The 15,079-nt window shown below is 66.3% G+C and carries 14 protein-coding genes; 9 read left to right on the top strand and 5 right to left on the bottom strand.

Annotated features, from left to right (window positions below):
* Window positions 1-8: 8 nt before the first annotated feature.
* Window positions 9-980 carry a 1,2-phenylacetyl-CoA epoxidase subunit PaaA gene (paaA, locus tag RMP10_RS12820; RefSeq protein WP_309672104.1) on the bottom strand — a complete coding sequence of 324 codons (972 nt, stop codon included), beginning with the start codon at window positions 978-980 and terminating at the stop codon, window positions 9-11.
* A gap of 62 nt (window positions 981-1,042) precedes the next feature.
* Between paaA and RMP10_RS12825 the strand changes: the two genes are divergently transcribed.
* The 5 genes from RMP10_RS12825 to RMP10_RS12845 are packed head-to-tail and all read left to right on the top strand — an operon-like array spanning window position 1,043 to window position 7,699.
* The gene (locus RMP10_RS12825; RefSeq protein WP_309672105.1) at window positions 1,043-1,828 is read left to right on the top strand and encodes an enoyl-CoA hydratase/isomerase family protein; all 786 of its coding nucleotides are present in this window, start codon (window positions 1,043-1,045) and stop codon (window positions 1,826-1,828) included.
* A 4-nt stretch (window positions 1,829-1,832) separates the two neighbouring features.
* Window positions 1,833-2,546 (top strand): alpha/beta fold hydrolase, encoded by a 714-nt coding sequence (locus tag RMP10_RS12830; RefSeq protein WP_310570636.1) that lies wholly within the window; start codon window positions 1,833-1,835, stop codon window positions 2,544-2,546.
* A 2-nt stretch (window positions 2,547-2,548) separates the two neighbouring features.
* Window positions 2,549-3,631 (top strand): zinc ribbon domain-containing protein, encoded by a 1,083-nt coding sequence (locus tag RMP10_RS12835; protein WP_309672107.1) that lies wholly within the window; start codon window positions 2,549-2,551, stop codon window positions 3,629-3,631.
* 1 nt (window position 3,632) lies between these two features.
* Entirely contained in the window at window positions 3,633-6,719 is a 3,087-nt protein-coding gene (locus tag RMP10_RS12840) for a hypothetical protein (protein WP_310570637.1), read from the top strand.
* A 38-nt stretch (window positions 6,720-6,757) separates the two neighbouring features.
* Complete coding sequence (locus tag RMP10_RS12845; RefSeq protein ID WP_309672109.1) at window positions 6,758-7,699, top strand: alpha/beta hydrolase; 942 nt, start codon at window positions 6,758-6,760, stop codon at window positions 7,697-7,699.
* A 13-nt stretch (window positions 7,700-7,712) separates the two neighbouring features.
* Here the strand turns inward: RMP10_RS12845 and RMP10_RS12850 are convergent, their stop codons facing one another.
* Window positions 7,713-8,099, bottom strand: a complete 387-nt coding sequence (locus tag RMP10_RS12850; RefSeq protein ID WP_309672110.1) for a hypothetical protein — start codon at window positions 8,097-8,099, stop codon at window positions 7,713-7,715.
* Window positions 8,100-8,139: 40 nt separating this feature from the next.
* Window positions 8,140-10,053, bottom strand: coding sequence for a glycoside hydrolase family 3 N-terminal domain-containing protein (locus RMP10_RS12855; RefSeq protein ID WP_310570638.1), 1,914 nt, complete (start codon window positions 10,051-10,053; stop codon window positions 8,140-8,142).
* A 96-nt stretch (window positions 10,054-10,149) separates the two neighbouring features.
* Between RMP10_RS12855 and RMP10_RS12860 the strand changes: the two genes are divergently transcribed.
* From RMP10_RS12860 to RMP10_RS12875, 4 genes are all read left to right on the top strand, one after another.
* A complete protein-coding gene (locus RMP10_RS12860) occupies window positions 10,150-11,523 on the top strand; it encodes an alginate export family protein (protein ID WP_310570639.1) in 1,374 nt (457 codons plus the stop codon).
* 26 nt (window positions 11,524-11,549) lie between these two features.
* The gene (locus RMP10_RS12865) at window positions 11,550-12,929 is read left to right on the top strand and encodes a carboxypeptidase-like regulatory domain-containing protein (RefSeq protein ID WP_310570640.1); all 1,380 of its coding nucleotides are present in this window, start codon (window positions 11,550-11,552) and stop codon (window positions 12,927-12,929) included.
* 60 nt (window positions 12,930-12,989) lie between these two features.
* Entirely contained in the window at window positions 12,990-13,688 is a 699-nt protein-coding gene (locus tag RMP10_RS12870) for a WHG domain-containing protein (RefSeq protein ID WP_310570641.1), read from the top strand.
* A gap of 85 nt (window positions 13,689-13,773) precedes the next feature.
* Window positions 13,774-14,226 (top strand): hypothetical protein, encoded by a 453-nt coding sequence (locus RMP10_RS12875; RefSeq protein ID WP_309672115.1) that lies wholly within the window; start codon window positions 13,774-13,776, stop codon window positions 14,224-14,226.
* 1 nt (window position 14,227) lies between these two features.
* Here the strand turns inward: RMP10_RS12875 and RMP10_RS12880 are convergent, their stop codons facing one another.
* Both RMP10_RS12880 and RMP10_RS12885 read right to left on the bottom strand, forming a co-directional pair.
* Window positions 14,228-14,851 carry a transglycosylase SLT domain-containing protein gene (locus tag RMP10_RS12880; protein WP_310570642.1) on the bottom strand — a complete coding sequence of 208 codons (624 nt, stop codon included), beginning with the start codon at window positions 14,849-14,851 and terminating at the stop codon, window positions 14,228-14,230.
* Between the two features lie 8 nt (window positions 14,852-14,859).
* Window positions 14,860-15,063, bottom strand: coding sequence for a DUF350 domain-containing protein (locus RMP10_RS12885; protein ID WP_309672117.1), 204 nt, complete (start codon window positions 15,061-15,063; stop codon window positions 14,860-14,862).
* Window positions 15,064-15,079: the final 16 nt, after the last annotated feature.

Here is a 15,079-nt window from a genome sequence, read left to right on the forward strand (position 1 = left end):
TCCTCGGGTCAGGCCGCAGCCGTGGACGAACGCGCCTTCTGCTTGTCGGCGTAGGCCAATGCCGCGGCCCGCACCCAGGCACCGTCTTCGTGCGCCTTGCGACGCGCGTCGAGGCGTTCACGGTTGCACGGACCATTGCCCTTCAGCACTTCGAAGAACTCGCTCCAGTCGATCTCACCGAACTCCCAGTTGCCGGTCTCGGCATCGAGATGCAGATCAGGATCGGGCACGGTGATGCCGATCGCGATCGCCTGCGGCACCGTGAGATTCACGAAGCGCTGGCGCAGTTCATCGTTGGTCTTTCGCTTCACGCGCCACTTCAGCAGTTCGGCGCTGTTCGGCGAGTCGGTATCGCTCGGACCGAACATCATGAGCGATGGCCACCAGAAGCGGTTGAACGCTTCCTGCACCATGGCCTTCTGGTCCGGCGTGCCGTTGGCCAGCACCGAGCAGATCTCGTAGCCCTGACGCTTGTGGAAGTTCTCTTCCTTGCAGATGCGGACCATCGCGCGGGCATACGGACCATACGATGCCTTCGCCAGCACGGTCTGGTTCACGATCGCGGCGCCGTCGACCAACCACCCGATCACGCCCATGTCCGCCCACGACAGCGTGGGATAGTTGAAGATACTGGAATATTTCGCACGACCATCGAGCAACGCTTCGACGAGGTCGTGACGATCGACGCCGAGCGTCTCCGTGCCGCAGTAGATGTACAACCCATGCCCGGCTTCGTCCTGCACCTTGGCAATGAGCGACATCTTGCGACGCAGCGACGGCGCGCGCGTGATCCAGTTGCCTTCGGGCAACATGCCGACGATTTCGGAGTGCGCATGTTGCGACATCATCCGCGTCAGCTGCTTACGATAGCGCTCCGGCATCCAGTCCTTCGGCTCGATGCTTTCGCCAGCGGCGATGCGAGCTTCGAAGGCAGCCAGGAGGGCCGGATCCTCGGTGGGGGCGATCGGTTTCTGGTCCATACTTGGAATCTACCCACCGTAAACAGGGTTCGACAATCGGAGCGCGACGCTATTTTCCCTGTATGACGACAGACGCTCCCCGCCCCGCCAACAGTCCGGACGGTTACGTTCGTACCGCCATCGCCGACGGCATCGCCCGTATCGAATTCTTTCACCCGAAGAGCAACGCGCTGCCGAGTGCCATTCTGCGTGATCTCGCGGCCGCCGTCACGGCGGCCGGCGCGGATTCGTCGGCACGCGTGATCGTGTTGCAGAGCGGTGGCACTGGTCCCTTCTGCGCCGGCGCATCGTTCGACGAGCTCACCGCGATCGCCAGTCCGGAACAGGGTCAGGAGTTCTTCAGTGGGTTCGCCCGTGTGATCCTCGCCATGATCCGTGCGCCGAAGTTCGTGATCAGCCGTGTGCATGGCAAAGCGGCCGGCGGCGCCGTCGGCCTCATAGCCGCCTCCGATTTCAGTATGGCGGTCACCAAAGCGTCGGCCAAGCTCAGTGAACTGGCCGTCGGGATCGGTCCGTTCGTGGTCGGTCCCGTGATCGAAAAAAAGATCGGACTGGCCGCTTTCGGCGCGATGTCGGTCGATGCTGACTGGCGCGACGCCGCGTGGGGCGAGCGGCATGGCCTCTACGCCAAGCTGTTCGACGACGTGGCTGCCATGGATGACGCCGTCACCGCGCTGGCCACCACGCTCGCTGCCTCGAACCCCGAAGCGATGGCGATGCTCAAGCGGGTGTTCTGGGCAGGCACGGAGCAGTGGGAAACGCTGCTGGCCGAACGCGCGGGCATGAGCGGTACGCTGGTGCTGTCCGAGTTCACGCGGAACGCGATTGGCGCCTTCAAGACGCGGTGATCTCGTGACGAGACCACCGATTGTCGTCCTGCACGGCGCGTTAGGCAGCGCCGCGCAGATGCAGCCGATGGCCGACGCGCTGTCGGCGATCGGCGAGGTGCACTGTCTCGAGTTGCCGGGCCACGGTGACACGCAGCTGCCGGACGCCGCCACCTTCTCCATGGCGACCTTCGCGAACGCGTTGCGCGATGCGATCACATTGCGTGGATGGCATCAGCCGTTGGTGTTCGGCTACTCGATGGGTGGCTATGTGGCGCTGCTGCTCGAATCGCTGTCGCCCGGCACACTCGGCGGCATCGTGACGTTGGGCACGAAGTTCGAGTGGACGCCCGACGTAGCCGCCGGCGCAGCCGCGCGTCTCGACGCCGCGGTGTTGCAGTCCAAGGCGCCAGCGTTCGCCGAACAGTTGCGCGTGCGGCATGCGGGCGCTGGCGGATGGGAGCAGATGATGGTCCGAACCGCCGCACTGCTCGTCGCGCTCGGCGCCACGCCGCTGCTCACCGCAGAGACGTTGGCCTCGGTGCAGATCCCGCTACGCGTGGCCGCCGGGTCGCGCGATGACACGCTCGCGGAGGGGGAAGCCGGGCGCTTGGCGGCGCTGTTGCCGAACGCCACGTGTACGCCGCTGCCCGATGTGCCGCATCCGATCGAACGCGTCCCGACGGCCCTCGTCGTGGATCTGGTTGGTGGTCTCCTGCGCGACCTTTCCCGGAGCTGACGGTGTTTCGTTCCTTTCGCGTTCCCGAGAAGCTGTTTGCGCTGGCGATGTGGGCCGTTTCGATCACGTTCGCCGGCTTTCTGATCGGATTGGGCGGCAAGATCGTCGGAGAACTGCCCGGCGTCGATCAGCAGATCTCGCTGTCGGAGTTCGTCGATCCGCTCAAGCGCGTGCCGTTGATCAGCGCCCGCGATTCGCTGGTTGCGCTGCAGCGCTCCACGCAGGACGAGCGCGAGCGCGCTTCGCAGAGTCACCTGGTAGCGCGCAATGCGTATTCGTCGCAGCGCGAAACGTTCGACACCTGGATCGCCACGCGAACGGCTACTACCGATCCGTCGCAAGATCCCGAAGTGGTGTCGCGCACGCGTTTGCTCGACTCGCTCAAGCGCAGTGAGCGGGATGCCGAGTCGGCGGTCGAGCAACTCGACGAGCGACTGCTTGCCATCGCGCAAACGATCGAGAACAATCGGGAACGTGAGATGGAACTCGAACTTGCCGCTCGCGGGCAGTTCGAGACCGCACGCTTCTCGCAGGAATTGCGGGTGTTCGGCGTGCGACTGGCGCTCACGTTGCCGCTGCTCCTGATCGCCGGCTGGCTGGTGGCCCGCAAGCGACGCAGTGAGTACTGGCCGCTGCTACGTGGTTTCGTGCTGTTCGCCGTGTTCGCGTTTTTCGTGGAGCTCGTGCCGTACCTGCCGAGTTACGGCGGGTATGTGCGCTACGGCGTGGGCATCATTGCCAGTGCGGTGGCCGGCGTGTACGTAATCCGCGCGATGCGCCGCTATCTGGCGCAGCGGCAGCGCGTCGAGCAGCAGAGCGAGGGGGAACGCCGTCGGGCGCTGCCGTACGAAGAGGCGCTGCGCCGTATCGGCGCGGGTGTCTGCCCGGGATGCGAACGATCCATCGCCGGCGGACCGGCGAACCCCAGCAACTTCTGCGTGCACTGCGGCCTGCGCCTGTACGACCATTGCGCCAGCTGTCACACGCGGAAGAATGCGTTCTACCCGTATTGCCCCACCTGCGGTGTGCCGGCCGTCGATGTCGACTCGCCGACACCGACCAGCACCGCCTCCATTTCCCGCTGACATGATGCCCCTCCGCACCTCTCCGACGCGATCGTCGCTGCACGGTCTTCGCGCGCTGGCACTGCTGGCACTGGCGCTGCCCACGTGGACATCACCGCTCGCGGCCCAGCGCAACGCCACGCGCAACGCCAAGCGGCCTGCCGCGAATGCCGCACCCGCGGCCCCGGCACTCACCGCCGAAGCCATGCAAGGCATTCAGTTCCGCTCGATCGGTCCGGGCCTCGTGACGGGGCGCATCGCCGACATCAAGATCGATCCGAAGCATCCGAGCACGTGGTACATCGCTACCGCATTCGGCGGCATCTGGAAGACCACGAATCGCGGCGCCTCGTTCACGCCGATCTTCGACAACGGCGGCACGCACAACTCGTGCTGCATCGTGATCGATCCGAAGAACAGCGATGTACTGTGGCTCGGCACCGGTGAGAATCACAGTCAGCGCAGTGCACACTTCGGCGATGGCCTGTACAAGTCGACCGACGCCGGCAAGACGTGGACGCGCAGCGGGCTGGCGCAGTCGGAGCACATCGGACAGATCGTGGTCGATCCGCGCAACTCCGACGTGGTCTATGTCGCGTCGCAGGGACCGCTCTTCTCGGCCGGCGGCGAACGTGGCCTGTACAAGACCACCGACGGCGGCGCGACCTGGACGCGCAGCCTGTTCATCAGTGAGAACACTGGCATCACCGATGTCGTACTCGACCCGAAGAACCCGGACGTGGTGTATGCCGCGGCGTATCCGCGTCGCCGGCACGTGGGTCAGGCCATCGGCGGCAGTCCGGAAGGTGGCCTGCACAAGTCGACCGATGGCGGCAAGACGTGGACGAAGCTCGTGAACGGCTTGCCCACGGGCGACGTGGGACGCGCGGCGCTGGCCGTGGAAGGGCGCACCTCGCCGACGCAACTGTTCGCGTTCATCGAGGCCTCGGGCACACAGTCAGGCCTGTACCGCTCAACCGATGACGGCGCGACATGGGCGCGTTTCGGCAAGAATGCGGCGGCGGCCGGTGGCCGTGGCCCGGCGGCTGGAGGTGCGGGCGCTGCCGGTGGCCGTCCGGGCGCCCCGGTAGACAGTGCGCGGGCGGCGGCGGTGCGCGAGAACTGGTTCACGAGCGGACTCGGACAGTACTACAGCGAATTGTTCATCGATCCGCATCGCGTGGGGCACATCTACGAAGTGGCGACGAATCTGGCGCGCAGCACAGACGGCGGCGCCACGTGGGCCAACACGAACTGGGAGAACAAGGGCGTGCACGTGGATCATCACGCGCTCGAGTTCGATCCGCTCGACAAGAACCACATGCTGCTGGGCAACGATGGTGGCTTGTATGAAACGTACGACGCGGGCGAGACGTGGAAATTCCACGCCACGCTGCCGATCACACAGTACTATCGCGTCGGCATCAACAACGCGAAGCCGTTCTACTACGTGTGCGGTGGTACGCAGGACAACTTCTCGCAGTGCGGCCCGTCGCGCACCACGAACAGCTGGGGCATCCGCAACAGCGACTGGTTCAACATCGTGGGCGGCGACGGCTTCCAGGCGCGCGGCGACATGGAAGACCAGAATATTTTCTATGGCGAGTCGCAGAACGGCGGCCTGTCGCGCTTCGACATGCGCACCGGCCGTGGCCAGGCCATCCGCCCCACCACGGCGTCGGCCGGCGGAGACGATGCGGGCGCGGCCGCCACGCCGGATTCCACGCGCGCGGCGCCGACAGCGCGCATTCGCGACCGCACCAACTGGGATGCGCCGTTCGTGATGAGCCCGCACAATGCGGCGCGCATCTATTTCGCGAGCCAGTTCGTGTATCGCAGCGATGATCGCGGCGACACCTGGACGCGCATCAGCCCTGACCTGTCGCGCAATCTGAGTCGCGATTCACTGCCGATCATGGGCAAAGTGTGGCCGCGTGGATCGGTGGCGCTGAACGTGTCGACCACGGAGCTCAGTAACGCGGTCGCGGTGGATGAATCGCCGGTGATGGAAGGGCTGTTGTGGGTGGGCACCGACGACGGCCTGGTGCAGGTCAGCGAAGACGGCGGTAAGAACTGGCGCCGTATCGACGCCTTCCCGGGCGTGCCCAAGTTCACGTACGTGAGCGATGTGCATGCCTCGCCGCGCGATGCCAACACGGTGTTCGTCACGCTCAACAACTGGCAGCGCGGTGACTATGCGCCGTACATCGTGAAGAGCAGTGATCGCGGTCGCACCTGGACCAACATCTCGGCCAATCTACCGGCGCGTCATGACGTGTGGGCCATAGCGCAGGACCACGTGAATGGCGACCTGCTGTTCGTGGGCACCGAGTTCGGTTTGTTCACCAGCGTGGACGGCGGCAGGAGCTACGTGCAGCTCAAGGGCGGGTTGCCGATCACGCAGGTGCGCGACCTCACGCTGCACAAGCGCGAGAACGACGTCGTGCTGGCCACGTTCGGCCGCGGCTTCTATGTGCTCGACGACTATTCGTCGCTGCGCGAGATCACGCCGGCCTCGATGACGGAGGAGGCGCGCCTCTACCCCATGCGTCACGCGTACGCGTTCACGCCGGGTGGCTTGGCGCCGGCCGGCGCCGCCGGCGTACTGGCGATCAGCGGCAACTACAGCACGCCGAATCCGCCGGTGGGCGCGTGGGTGACCTACCACGTGAAGGAGGCGCTGCCCGCCGATGCGAAGCTGGTGCTTGCGATCAGCGACAACGCCGGCAAGGTGTGGCGCCGCTGTGAGCTCGACCGAACGGCCGGACTGCGCCGGTTCACGTGGAATCTGAATGGAGATCCAGTGGCACCGGCGGCGGCCGCTGCAGCCGTTCCGGCCGGCTCGCAACGGCCGGCGGGCGCGCCGGTGCCTGCCGACAGCAGCGCACGCGCGCCGCGCCCCGCACAAAACACGCTGCCGCTGTGCGTTCCGCCGGCGCCGCTTGGACCGGGCGGCTTCGTGTTCGCCGGTGGATTCGGCGGCCGCGGTGGCCAGGCCCAGCGGGTGCCCATGGGCGTGTATAAGGCGATCATTTCCAAGTTGGTGGGTACGACCAGCATACCGATCGGACCGAGCCAGTCGTTCGCGGTACTTTCGCTCCTCCAATAATCGCGTTGCTCAACAACATCGCTGGTCTTCGTGCGTCCATGTTGCTTGCGCTCGGGCTGCTGCTGCCCGGGCGCGAGTTGGCCGTCGGCCGGTCCGCGATAGCGCATACGCCGGCGCCGGCGCCGGGAGAACGGCGCGTGGCGGTGGCGCCGGCTGAGACGCTAAGTGTGAGCGGCGGCGCCGTGGGCATGTCGCGCGGCGATGTGGTGGTGCTGCTGCTTCCCGGCCCCGTCGGTTCGGCCTTCTCCATGCGCAGCGTGATGCGGGAGCTGCAGGCCCGCGGCATCCAACCCCTGGTGGTCGATGCCTTGGGTATGGGTGCGTCTACGCGACCCAAGGGCGCCGACTACACACTCAGCGCGCAAGCGGCCCGCATCGCGCGCGTTCTCGAGGCGGAACTGCCGCCAGGCGTGGCGGTCGTCGTGGCCGCGCAGGGTACCAGTGCCACGATTGCGTTGCATCTCGCCGCCACCGATACCGCGCGCGTTCGCGGCGTGGTGTCGATGGCGGGCGGCCCGATCGATAAGCAGGGCACCTCGGGCATACGCACGGCCCTCACCTTTGCGGCGTTGCTCGACAACCCGATCGGACGTGGATTCGCCAAGCGACGGTTCGTGTCGGCGCTGCGCGATCAGAGCGCCGATGACCGGTGGCTCACCAGCGATGTCGTGAAGCAGTATGTCGCGCCCATCGAAAATGACCTGCGCGGCCTGCTGCGCACGCTGGGCGCCATGCAGGCGGCCGTCGAGCAGTTTCCGATCGAATCACGACTCGCGCGGATCACGGTGCCAGTGCGGCTGCTGGTCGGCGACAAGCCGTCGCCCAGCGCGCCGAGTGCGGCGCAGGTGGCCCTGCTGCAGACGCACGTGAAGCGGTTCGCCGTCGACACGTTGCGGCCCGGCGGCACGATGCTGCACGAGGAGCGCGCGGCTGACGTGGCCCGCGCGATCGACGAGATGGTGCGCGGCGCGCGAAAGTAGCGCGGCGCTGGCGTTACTTCTTGCGCGTGCCGTTGAACGTCGCGCCGCCCTGACCGCCGAAGTCCAGATCGCCCTTGAGATGATCGGCATCGACGATGGAGCCGCTGAACGTGAACGTCGCTCCGCCTGACGTGTTGGCGGCGAACGTGAACGTCTGTCCCTTCACGATGCCCTTGAACGGCAGCGTGCCCATCCGGCCCGACGTGTAGGTGCCGGACAGCGAATCGCCCTGCTGCGTCATCGCGACGGCCGATACGCCGGTCCCGTTTTCGGTGACGACTTCAAAGGTCCAGCTGCCGGTGAGATCGACCGCAAGGCGCTGCGCAGCAGCCGCGACCGACGTGGATACGGCGATGAGCGAGGCGGTGGCGACGGCAATGACGCGCGAAGAAAACTGCATAACAGGTTCCGTGAGGAGAGTGAATCGAAGCGCGGATTGATCAGCGACGCAGGCCGGCGCCGAAGGGCGCCACGCCGGGAATCGTGATCGGCAACTGGCCGGTGATCGGCGCCTTGCCGAGCAGTGCACGCGCCGCCGCCCGTTGCGAGAGCGACCACGGGCTCCAGGCAAGCAGATGCGCTTCGGTGAGGGGCAAACCGAGCTGCAGGTACGGATTGTTGAACGACACCAGCACGACTTTCGTGTTCGCCGCGCGCAAGCCGTTCAGCAGCTCCGGCAACCCACGTGTAGGAACCATCGACGCGGTGTTGGTACTCGCTCCGATGTAGCTCGACACGATCACGAGATCGGCGCCACGCGCGATGGCCAGCGCGTTGTCGACCGACGCCGGCAACAGCGCCGGTTCCGGATTGATCTTGTACGTTCCGGTGCCGCCGGCGGCCGCGCCCGCGGTGTTGTCCGCCACCGTTTCCGGGCTGAGCGTGAGCGACAAGAGATTGGCGAAGGTGCCCTTCAGCTCCGCATCGAAGATGCGACCGGCGCTGAGATCCACTCGCGGCGTGACCGTGATGCTGACCACGCGGCTGGCGGCCGGCATCTTGAAGGGCACCAGCGCCATGGAGTCGCGCACGAGCGTGATCGCCTTTTCGGCGGCGACGCGAGCCGGCGCCGTATTGGCCGCGACACCGACGCGAGCCCGCACGCCTTCCACACTCACGAAGCGCTCGCGGTCGAGTCCGAATTCGTGCTTGGCCATGAGCAGCTTCTTCACCGAGGCATCGATGCGCGCTTCGGTGAACCGCCCCGACGCCACACCGTCCACCACCGCCTGAATCGAGACTTTGGCATCACTGGGCATCAGCAACACATCGTTGCCCGCCACCACGGCGCGCTGTGTGGCTTCCGCCATCGTCATGTTGCCGAGCACGCCATTCATATCGAGCGCGTCGGTCACCAGCAGGCCGGTGAAGCCCATCTTGGTGCGCAACAGATCGGTCATCACCGTCGCGCTCAGCGTGGCCGCCGTATGCGTGGTGTCGAGCGCCGGCAGGTCGCCATGAAACGTCATCATGCCGCGCACGCCGGCGTTGATGGCCGCCTGAAACGGCCGCAGCTCCACGCTGTCGAGCCGCGCGCGCGACACGTTCACGCGCGAGAGTTCGAGGTGCGAGTTCTGCTCGGTGTCGCCATGTCCCGGAAAGTGCTTGCCGGTGGCCATCATGCCGTGTTCCTGGATCCCGCGCACCAAGGCCGCGCCCATGCGCGACACGAGCGCCGGATCTTCACCGAACGATCGGGCGGCAATCACCGGGTTCTTCGGATTGTTGTTCACGTCGAGCACCGGCGCGAACGCCATGTGGATGCCCATGGCACGTCCTTCGATGGCCGTGACACGCCCCATCTCGTAGGCGAGCGCGGTATCGCGCGACGCACCGATGCCCATCTGATACGGGAACGATGTCGCCCCACCGAGTTCGATGGCATTGGGCAGGAACCAGCCGCCGCGGGCGCGGAAGGCCGCCCCGGTCTCGAGGTCGGCACCGACCAACAGCGGCAGCTTGGACACCGCTTGCAGCGCGTTCACCTTGGAAGCGATATCGAGCGGCCCGCCCACCGACACGATGATGCCACCGAGCTCCTGCTCGCGAATCAGACGTTCGATGTTCGTGTACGCGGCCGCGTCGGTGGCGGTGTAATCACCCAGCGTCCAGATCCATACCATCTGCGCCGCTTTCTGGCGCAGCGTCAGCGTCTTGAGCACCGAATCGGCCCAAAAGGCATCGGCGGCGGCATTTTTCGGCGCCGCCGCGATCTCCATGATCGGGGTGATCGGCTCCGAACGTCGCGAGGTCGGCGCGGCCGCCGGACCACGACCGGTCTGGGCGGCGGAAGCACACGCGGCGCTGACGAGCACCGCCGACAAGGATAGGCGGGCGAGTGGCGAAGTCTTCACGATCGAGGGCAGGCGTAGTCGGGCGGGAATGGATGCTGTTCTGTCAGAAATCTACCCCATACGAGCCAATTCGTGGCCGGCCGAGTATCGTCCCCCATGGCCTGTCGCGTCCCCTTCCCTCGAGCCGTCGTCGGCGCCCTGCTTCTCGCCGCGGCGACGTTGCGTGCCCAGTCGACCCCGACGGCGGCCGCCGCGACCGCGCACACGTGGAGCGATCGGCTCAAGAAGATTCCGCTTTACGAGGGGTGGCCGCTCACGCTGACGCTGTCTGGTCAGGCGCGCTGGCGCGAAGAGTTCATGCGGGGCTACAACGTGGGCACGCTGCACGACGACTACGGCTTCACCCGCCTCATGGTGGGCCTCGACGTGCAGGCCGGCCAATCCAAAGGGCTGCACGGGCGCGTGCTCGCGGAGCTGCGTGACGCGCAGGCGCTGAGCCGTACGTTACCGGGAGGCACGCGAACGACCGACGGTGACCGTCACGACATTCAGAATCTTTACGCCGACATCGGCTACGGCCGCTCGTTTGTCCGCTACGGACGTCAGGAGGTCTCGCTCAACCGTGAGCGACTGGTGGGCGTGCCCGACTGGGCCAACACGCGTCGTGGTTCAGAGGGTACGCGCGCGCAGCTTGTGCGTGGACGGCTGGTGCTGGAGGGTGCCGACATCCGCCCGATGATCGTGCGACTCGATCGCGGCAATCGCCCCGATAGCACGGCACGACTTCGCACGCTGTCGCTGGGCTCCGCGACCGGCGCGTCGCGATTCGCGCGCGGGGTACCGACGCAGTGGAACGGCTATTGGTACGAACAGACCATCCGCACCTCGTCGTCGTTCACACGGCGGCTCACCACCGGTGCCCGCACGCTCTGGCAGTTCGGCACCCCCGCGGCCTCGCGCCTCGTGACAGCGATGGAACTCGAAGGCGCGGTGCAACGAGGGCATGCCGGCACACGTGAGCTGCAGGCGTGGTTCTGGGTGGCCGAAGCGCAGCTGCAATGGCGACGCGTGCGCGGCACGCCGTCGCTCGCCCTCGGCCTCGAGGAAGCCAGCAGCGATCGACCAGCCACACCGGGCAACGAAGCGTTTGCGGTGCTCTATCCGGCGGCGCATCAGCATGGGGGATTTGCCGATGTGATCGGACGCCCCAATGTGACCGAGGTCCATGCCATCAGCAGTTGGGACCCGCTGCCGTCGCTCTCGCTGCGCGGCGCGTGGTACCGGTTCGACCGGCGCCGACTCGACGATGGCGTCTACAACAAACAGAACGCACTCTTCCGGGCGGCCAGCGGCTCGACCGCCCGTCATGTGGCCGACGAAGTCGATCTCACGGCCGCCTGGAAGGCGACCACCCATCTGCGCGTGCTCGTTGGTGGTGCCACCGTGCTACCCGGCGCGTTTCTCTCCAGCACGCCCGGGGGAGCCCACGTGGAGCATTGGGGGTATCTCGGTACGACGTTCGCTTTCTAGTTCACATCTCCCCGTCCATCTCTCCGATGTTTCGATCACTCTTCGCGTTCATGATGGCCGTACCTGCGGTGCTCGGTGCGCAGGTGCGTCCGGCTACGCCGGTGCCGCCACCCACCCGCGCGCGCATTGTCGGCAGCGTGTTCGACAGCGCGGCGACGCAGTGGCTGGGCGGGGCCACGGTGCAGTTGGTGGACGCGGCCAATCCATCGAACGTGCGTACCGCCATCGCCGCCGCCAACGGACGCTTCGCGATGGATTCCGTCGCCGTGGGCACGTATCTGATCGGCTTCTTTCATCAGCGACTCGACCAGCTCGCGATTGAAGCGCCGCTGTTTCGGGTGAACATCACCACGCCGGAAGAGCTCGACGTCCCGCTGGCAATACCATCGGCCGAGTCGATCATCACCAAGCGATGCGGCCCCGGTGACCCCGAACAACCGATGGGGCTCTATATGGGCTTCGTACGCAACGCGGCCACGAATCAGCAGGTGCCGGCGTCGCGCGTGCGCGCTCAATACACCGAGGTCACGGTCGGATCGCGCGGCGTGGAACGTCGCTATCCATCGCGCTTCGGCAGCAGCACCGACGATGGTCTGTTCACGCTCTGCGGTGTGCCGCGCAACGCGCCGATCACGGCGCGCGCCTATGCAGGCACCGACTCCACCGGGTTCATCGAGCTGCGCGTACCACGCAACGGCTTGCTGGTGCGTGATCTCGTGATCGGCTCGACTAACAAGGGCACGGGTGCGCTGCGCGGTACCGTGAAGAGCACGAGCGGTAAGGAGATCGCCAGCGCACGCGTGGTGCTCTGGGGGGCCAGCGGCAATGGCACCAATACGACGAGCGGCCAGTATTCGCTGGACGGGCTCCCCACAGGTACCCAAATGGTGGAAGCGCGCGCCATCGGCTACCAGCCGATGCGGCTCGTGGTCGACGTCCCCGCCAGCGACGCCGCGACGGCCGACATCACGCTCGAAACGCTGGTCGCCACGGTCGACACCGTGCGCGTGCGCGGTGACCGCGTCTCCAATCAGATTGCCGAATTCGAGAAACGTCGCCGCGCCGGTTTCGGGTCATTCATCGACGAGAATCAGTTGAACGCGCGCGCCCCGATCTTCATGGCCGACATCTTCCGCTCGGTGCCGGGTGTGGTGATCGCCAGTGGTCAGTCCCCGCAGGGACGCGTGATGATGCGCAACAACGGCGGCACCTGTGCGCCGGCGGTGTTCCTGAATGGGATGAACGTGCAGGTACCAGATGGCAATCTTGACGCAATCATGAATTCGCAGGAAGTCCTGGCGGTGGAGGTGTACTCACGCACGTCCAGCGTGCCCCCCCAGTTCGACTCACGGAATGGTTGCGGCTCGATCGTCGTCTGGACGGGCCCGCGGAAGCAGCGCCGCTGAGTTCACCACGAAGTCGGTGTGCGTGCTTGAGCTTTCGGCGACCAAGACGCACACTGTAACATGGTTTATCCGTCGAAGCTGTCGCGCGAGAGCGTTGTCGGGGCGGCCCTCTCCCTGATCCGGGAACAGGGCGCCGACGCACTCGGCATGCGAGCGGTAGCGCTACGCTTGACCGTTCGCCCCGCGTCCTTGTACAAGCATGTGATCGATCTGGCTGGTCTGCAGGCCCTACTGGCCGAGCATGCCGCGGCCGAGCTGCTGGCGGCGATAGACGGCGCGATCGCGCGCGCGCCACGCTCGGCGGCCGTCGAATCACAGAAGATGCCGATGCTGTTCATGGCGAATGAGTATCTGCGGTTCGCCCGCGAGCAGCCAGCGCTGTACGCCATGCTCACCACGCCGGGGGGCCTGCTGACGTCGGCAACCCCGACGTCCGTGACAACGGCGGCGATCGCGAATGCGATCGCGCATACGATTCCGCAGACCGCGCGCGCGGCGCTCTCGAAGCGTCTGATGCAGGTCGTCGGGGAGCTGACCGGCGCCACCGACGACGCCGAGGCGGCCGTCGCCCTGTGGGCCTTCCTGCACGGGTTCATCACGCTCGAACGGGCCGGCATGTTTGGCGCGAGCAGCCCCAAGGGCGGTTTCGCGCGCGGTGTGCGCGCGATGGCCGCCGGCTTGCGCCGTCCCGCGTCGGGGGGACATCCGGCGATCGCCGAACCCGAGCCCTCGCGAACAGCCGACGGCGCGACGGGGTAGAATAGCGAAGCGGTGCCAAATGATTCGAACGGGCTGCCCCGCTTCCCGGTGCGATGCCCGTCTTCCCAATGGGTCGGAGAGCCCGATGCCTGCCATGCTGACCGAACCGAACCGTTGCACGCGAGACGTCGCTGGCCTGCCGCGGCTGACCGCGTGGCTGGCGTCTTTCCTGATGGTCGCCCTGCTCTCCGCGTGCTCGCTCACCAAACTCGGCGGACGCGGCTCGCCTCAGGGCACCGTCTCACTGGTCGTGGAGAACCGCGGCTACTACGACGTGAACGTGTACGTGGTGCGCAGCGAAGGCGCGCGCGGTGCCCGGCTGGGCACGGTGAACGGGGGCGCCACGGTCACGTTCAAGGTACGTGAAACGGACCTGCAAGCCGGCGGACTGCTGCAGCTGCAAGCCCGCGCGATCGCCGGTCGTTCCTCGTGGTTGTCACCAACGCTGGTCGTGAGCAACGGTGGCGTCGTGAAGTTGGACCTCATCGCGATCGGTACCACCGACCTGAGTCAGAGCCAGATCTACATCGTCCAGTAGGCTAGCGCTTGAGACCACGCGCCGTCGCACCGGCTTTCATGATGCGACCACGATCGTCCAGTCGCGCAATGTTTACCTCGATCTTGCGCACGTAGTCCAGCGTTTCCAGGTGACGCCAGCGCGGCACCGACGCTGCGATCTTCTCGATGTTGCGCCACTGTCGCGGATCGAGCTGACGCTGACGGGCGCGTCGCTGGGCATTCAGCAGCGTGCCACGTCCGGCGTTGTAGCTCGCGAACATGAACTGTCGTCGGTCCTCGGCGATCGAATCGTTTTCCCACCGTAGCCAGAGTCGTCGATCGTAGGCGATGCCGGCCTCGATGTTCAGCTCGGGATTGTCGATCAGCGCGAGGTCGGCGTTCTCCGACGCGATTTCGCGATACGTGCTCGGCATGAGCTGCATCAGGCCGCGCGCCCCGACTCGACTGCGCGCCATCGGATCGAGATTGCTCTCGGCCATGCCCTGCGCTTTAAACAGTCGCCAGTCGAAGGCCGGTCCGAAGGAGCGCTTCGCCGCCTTCCGAAACGTGTCGTCGTATCGGTCGGCTGGATCGTGCGGCTGCGCCGACGCGGTCGGCGCCTGCAGGGCACCCGCGACGACCAGGGCCAGCAGCCGCCAAAACACGCGGCGCCTCAATTCAGCGCACCGCCCACGACGATCGCCACCGAGACGAAGATCGCCGCCACGAACAGCCCCACCGCCACGTTCCCCTTCTTCAACTCCTCCGCGAAGTCGACCTGCGGCGTGAGGATGTCGATGATGCGATACGCCGCGAACATGAGCACCACACCGAGCGTGGCGTACAGGATATTGAGCCCGACGATCGACCATTGCATGCATGAACTGGCAGAA

This window comes from Gemmatimonas sp., assembly GCF_031426495.1.
Lineage (GTDB): Bacteria > Gemmatimonadota > Gemmatimonadetes > Gemmatimonadales > Gemmatimonadaceae > Gemmatimonas.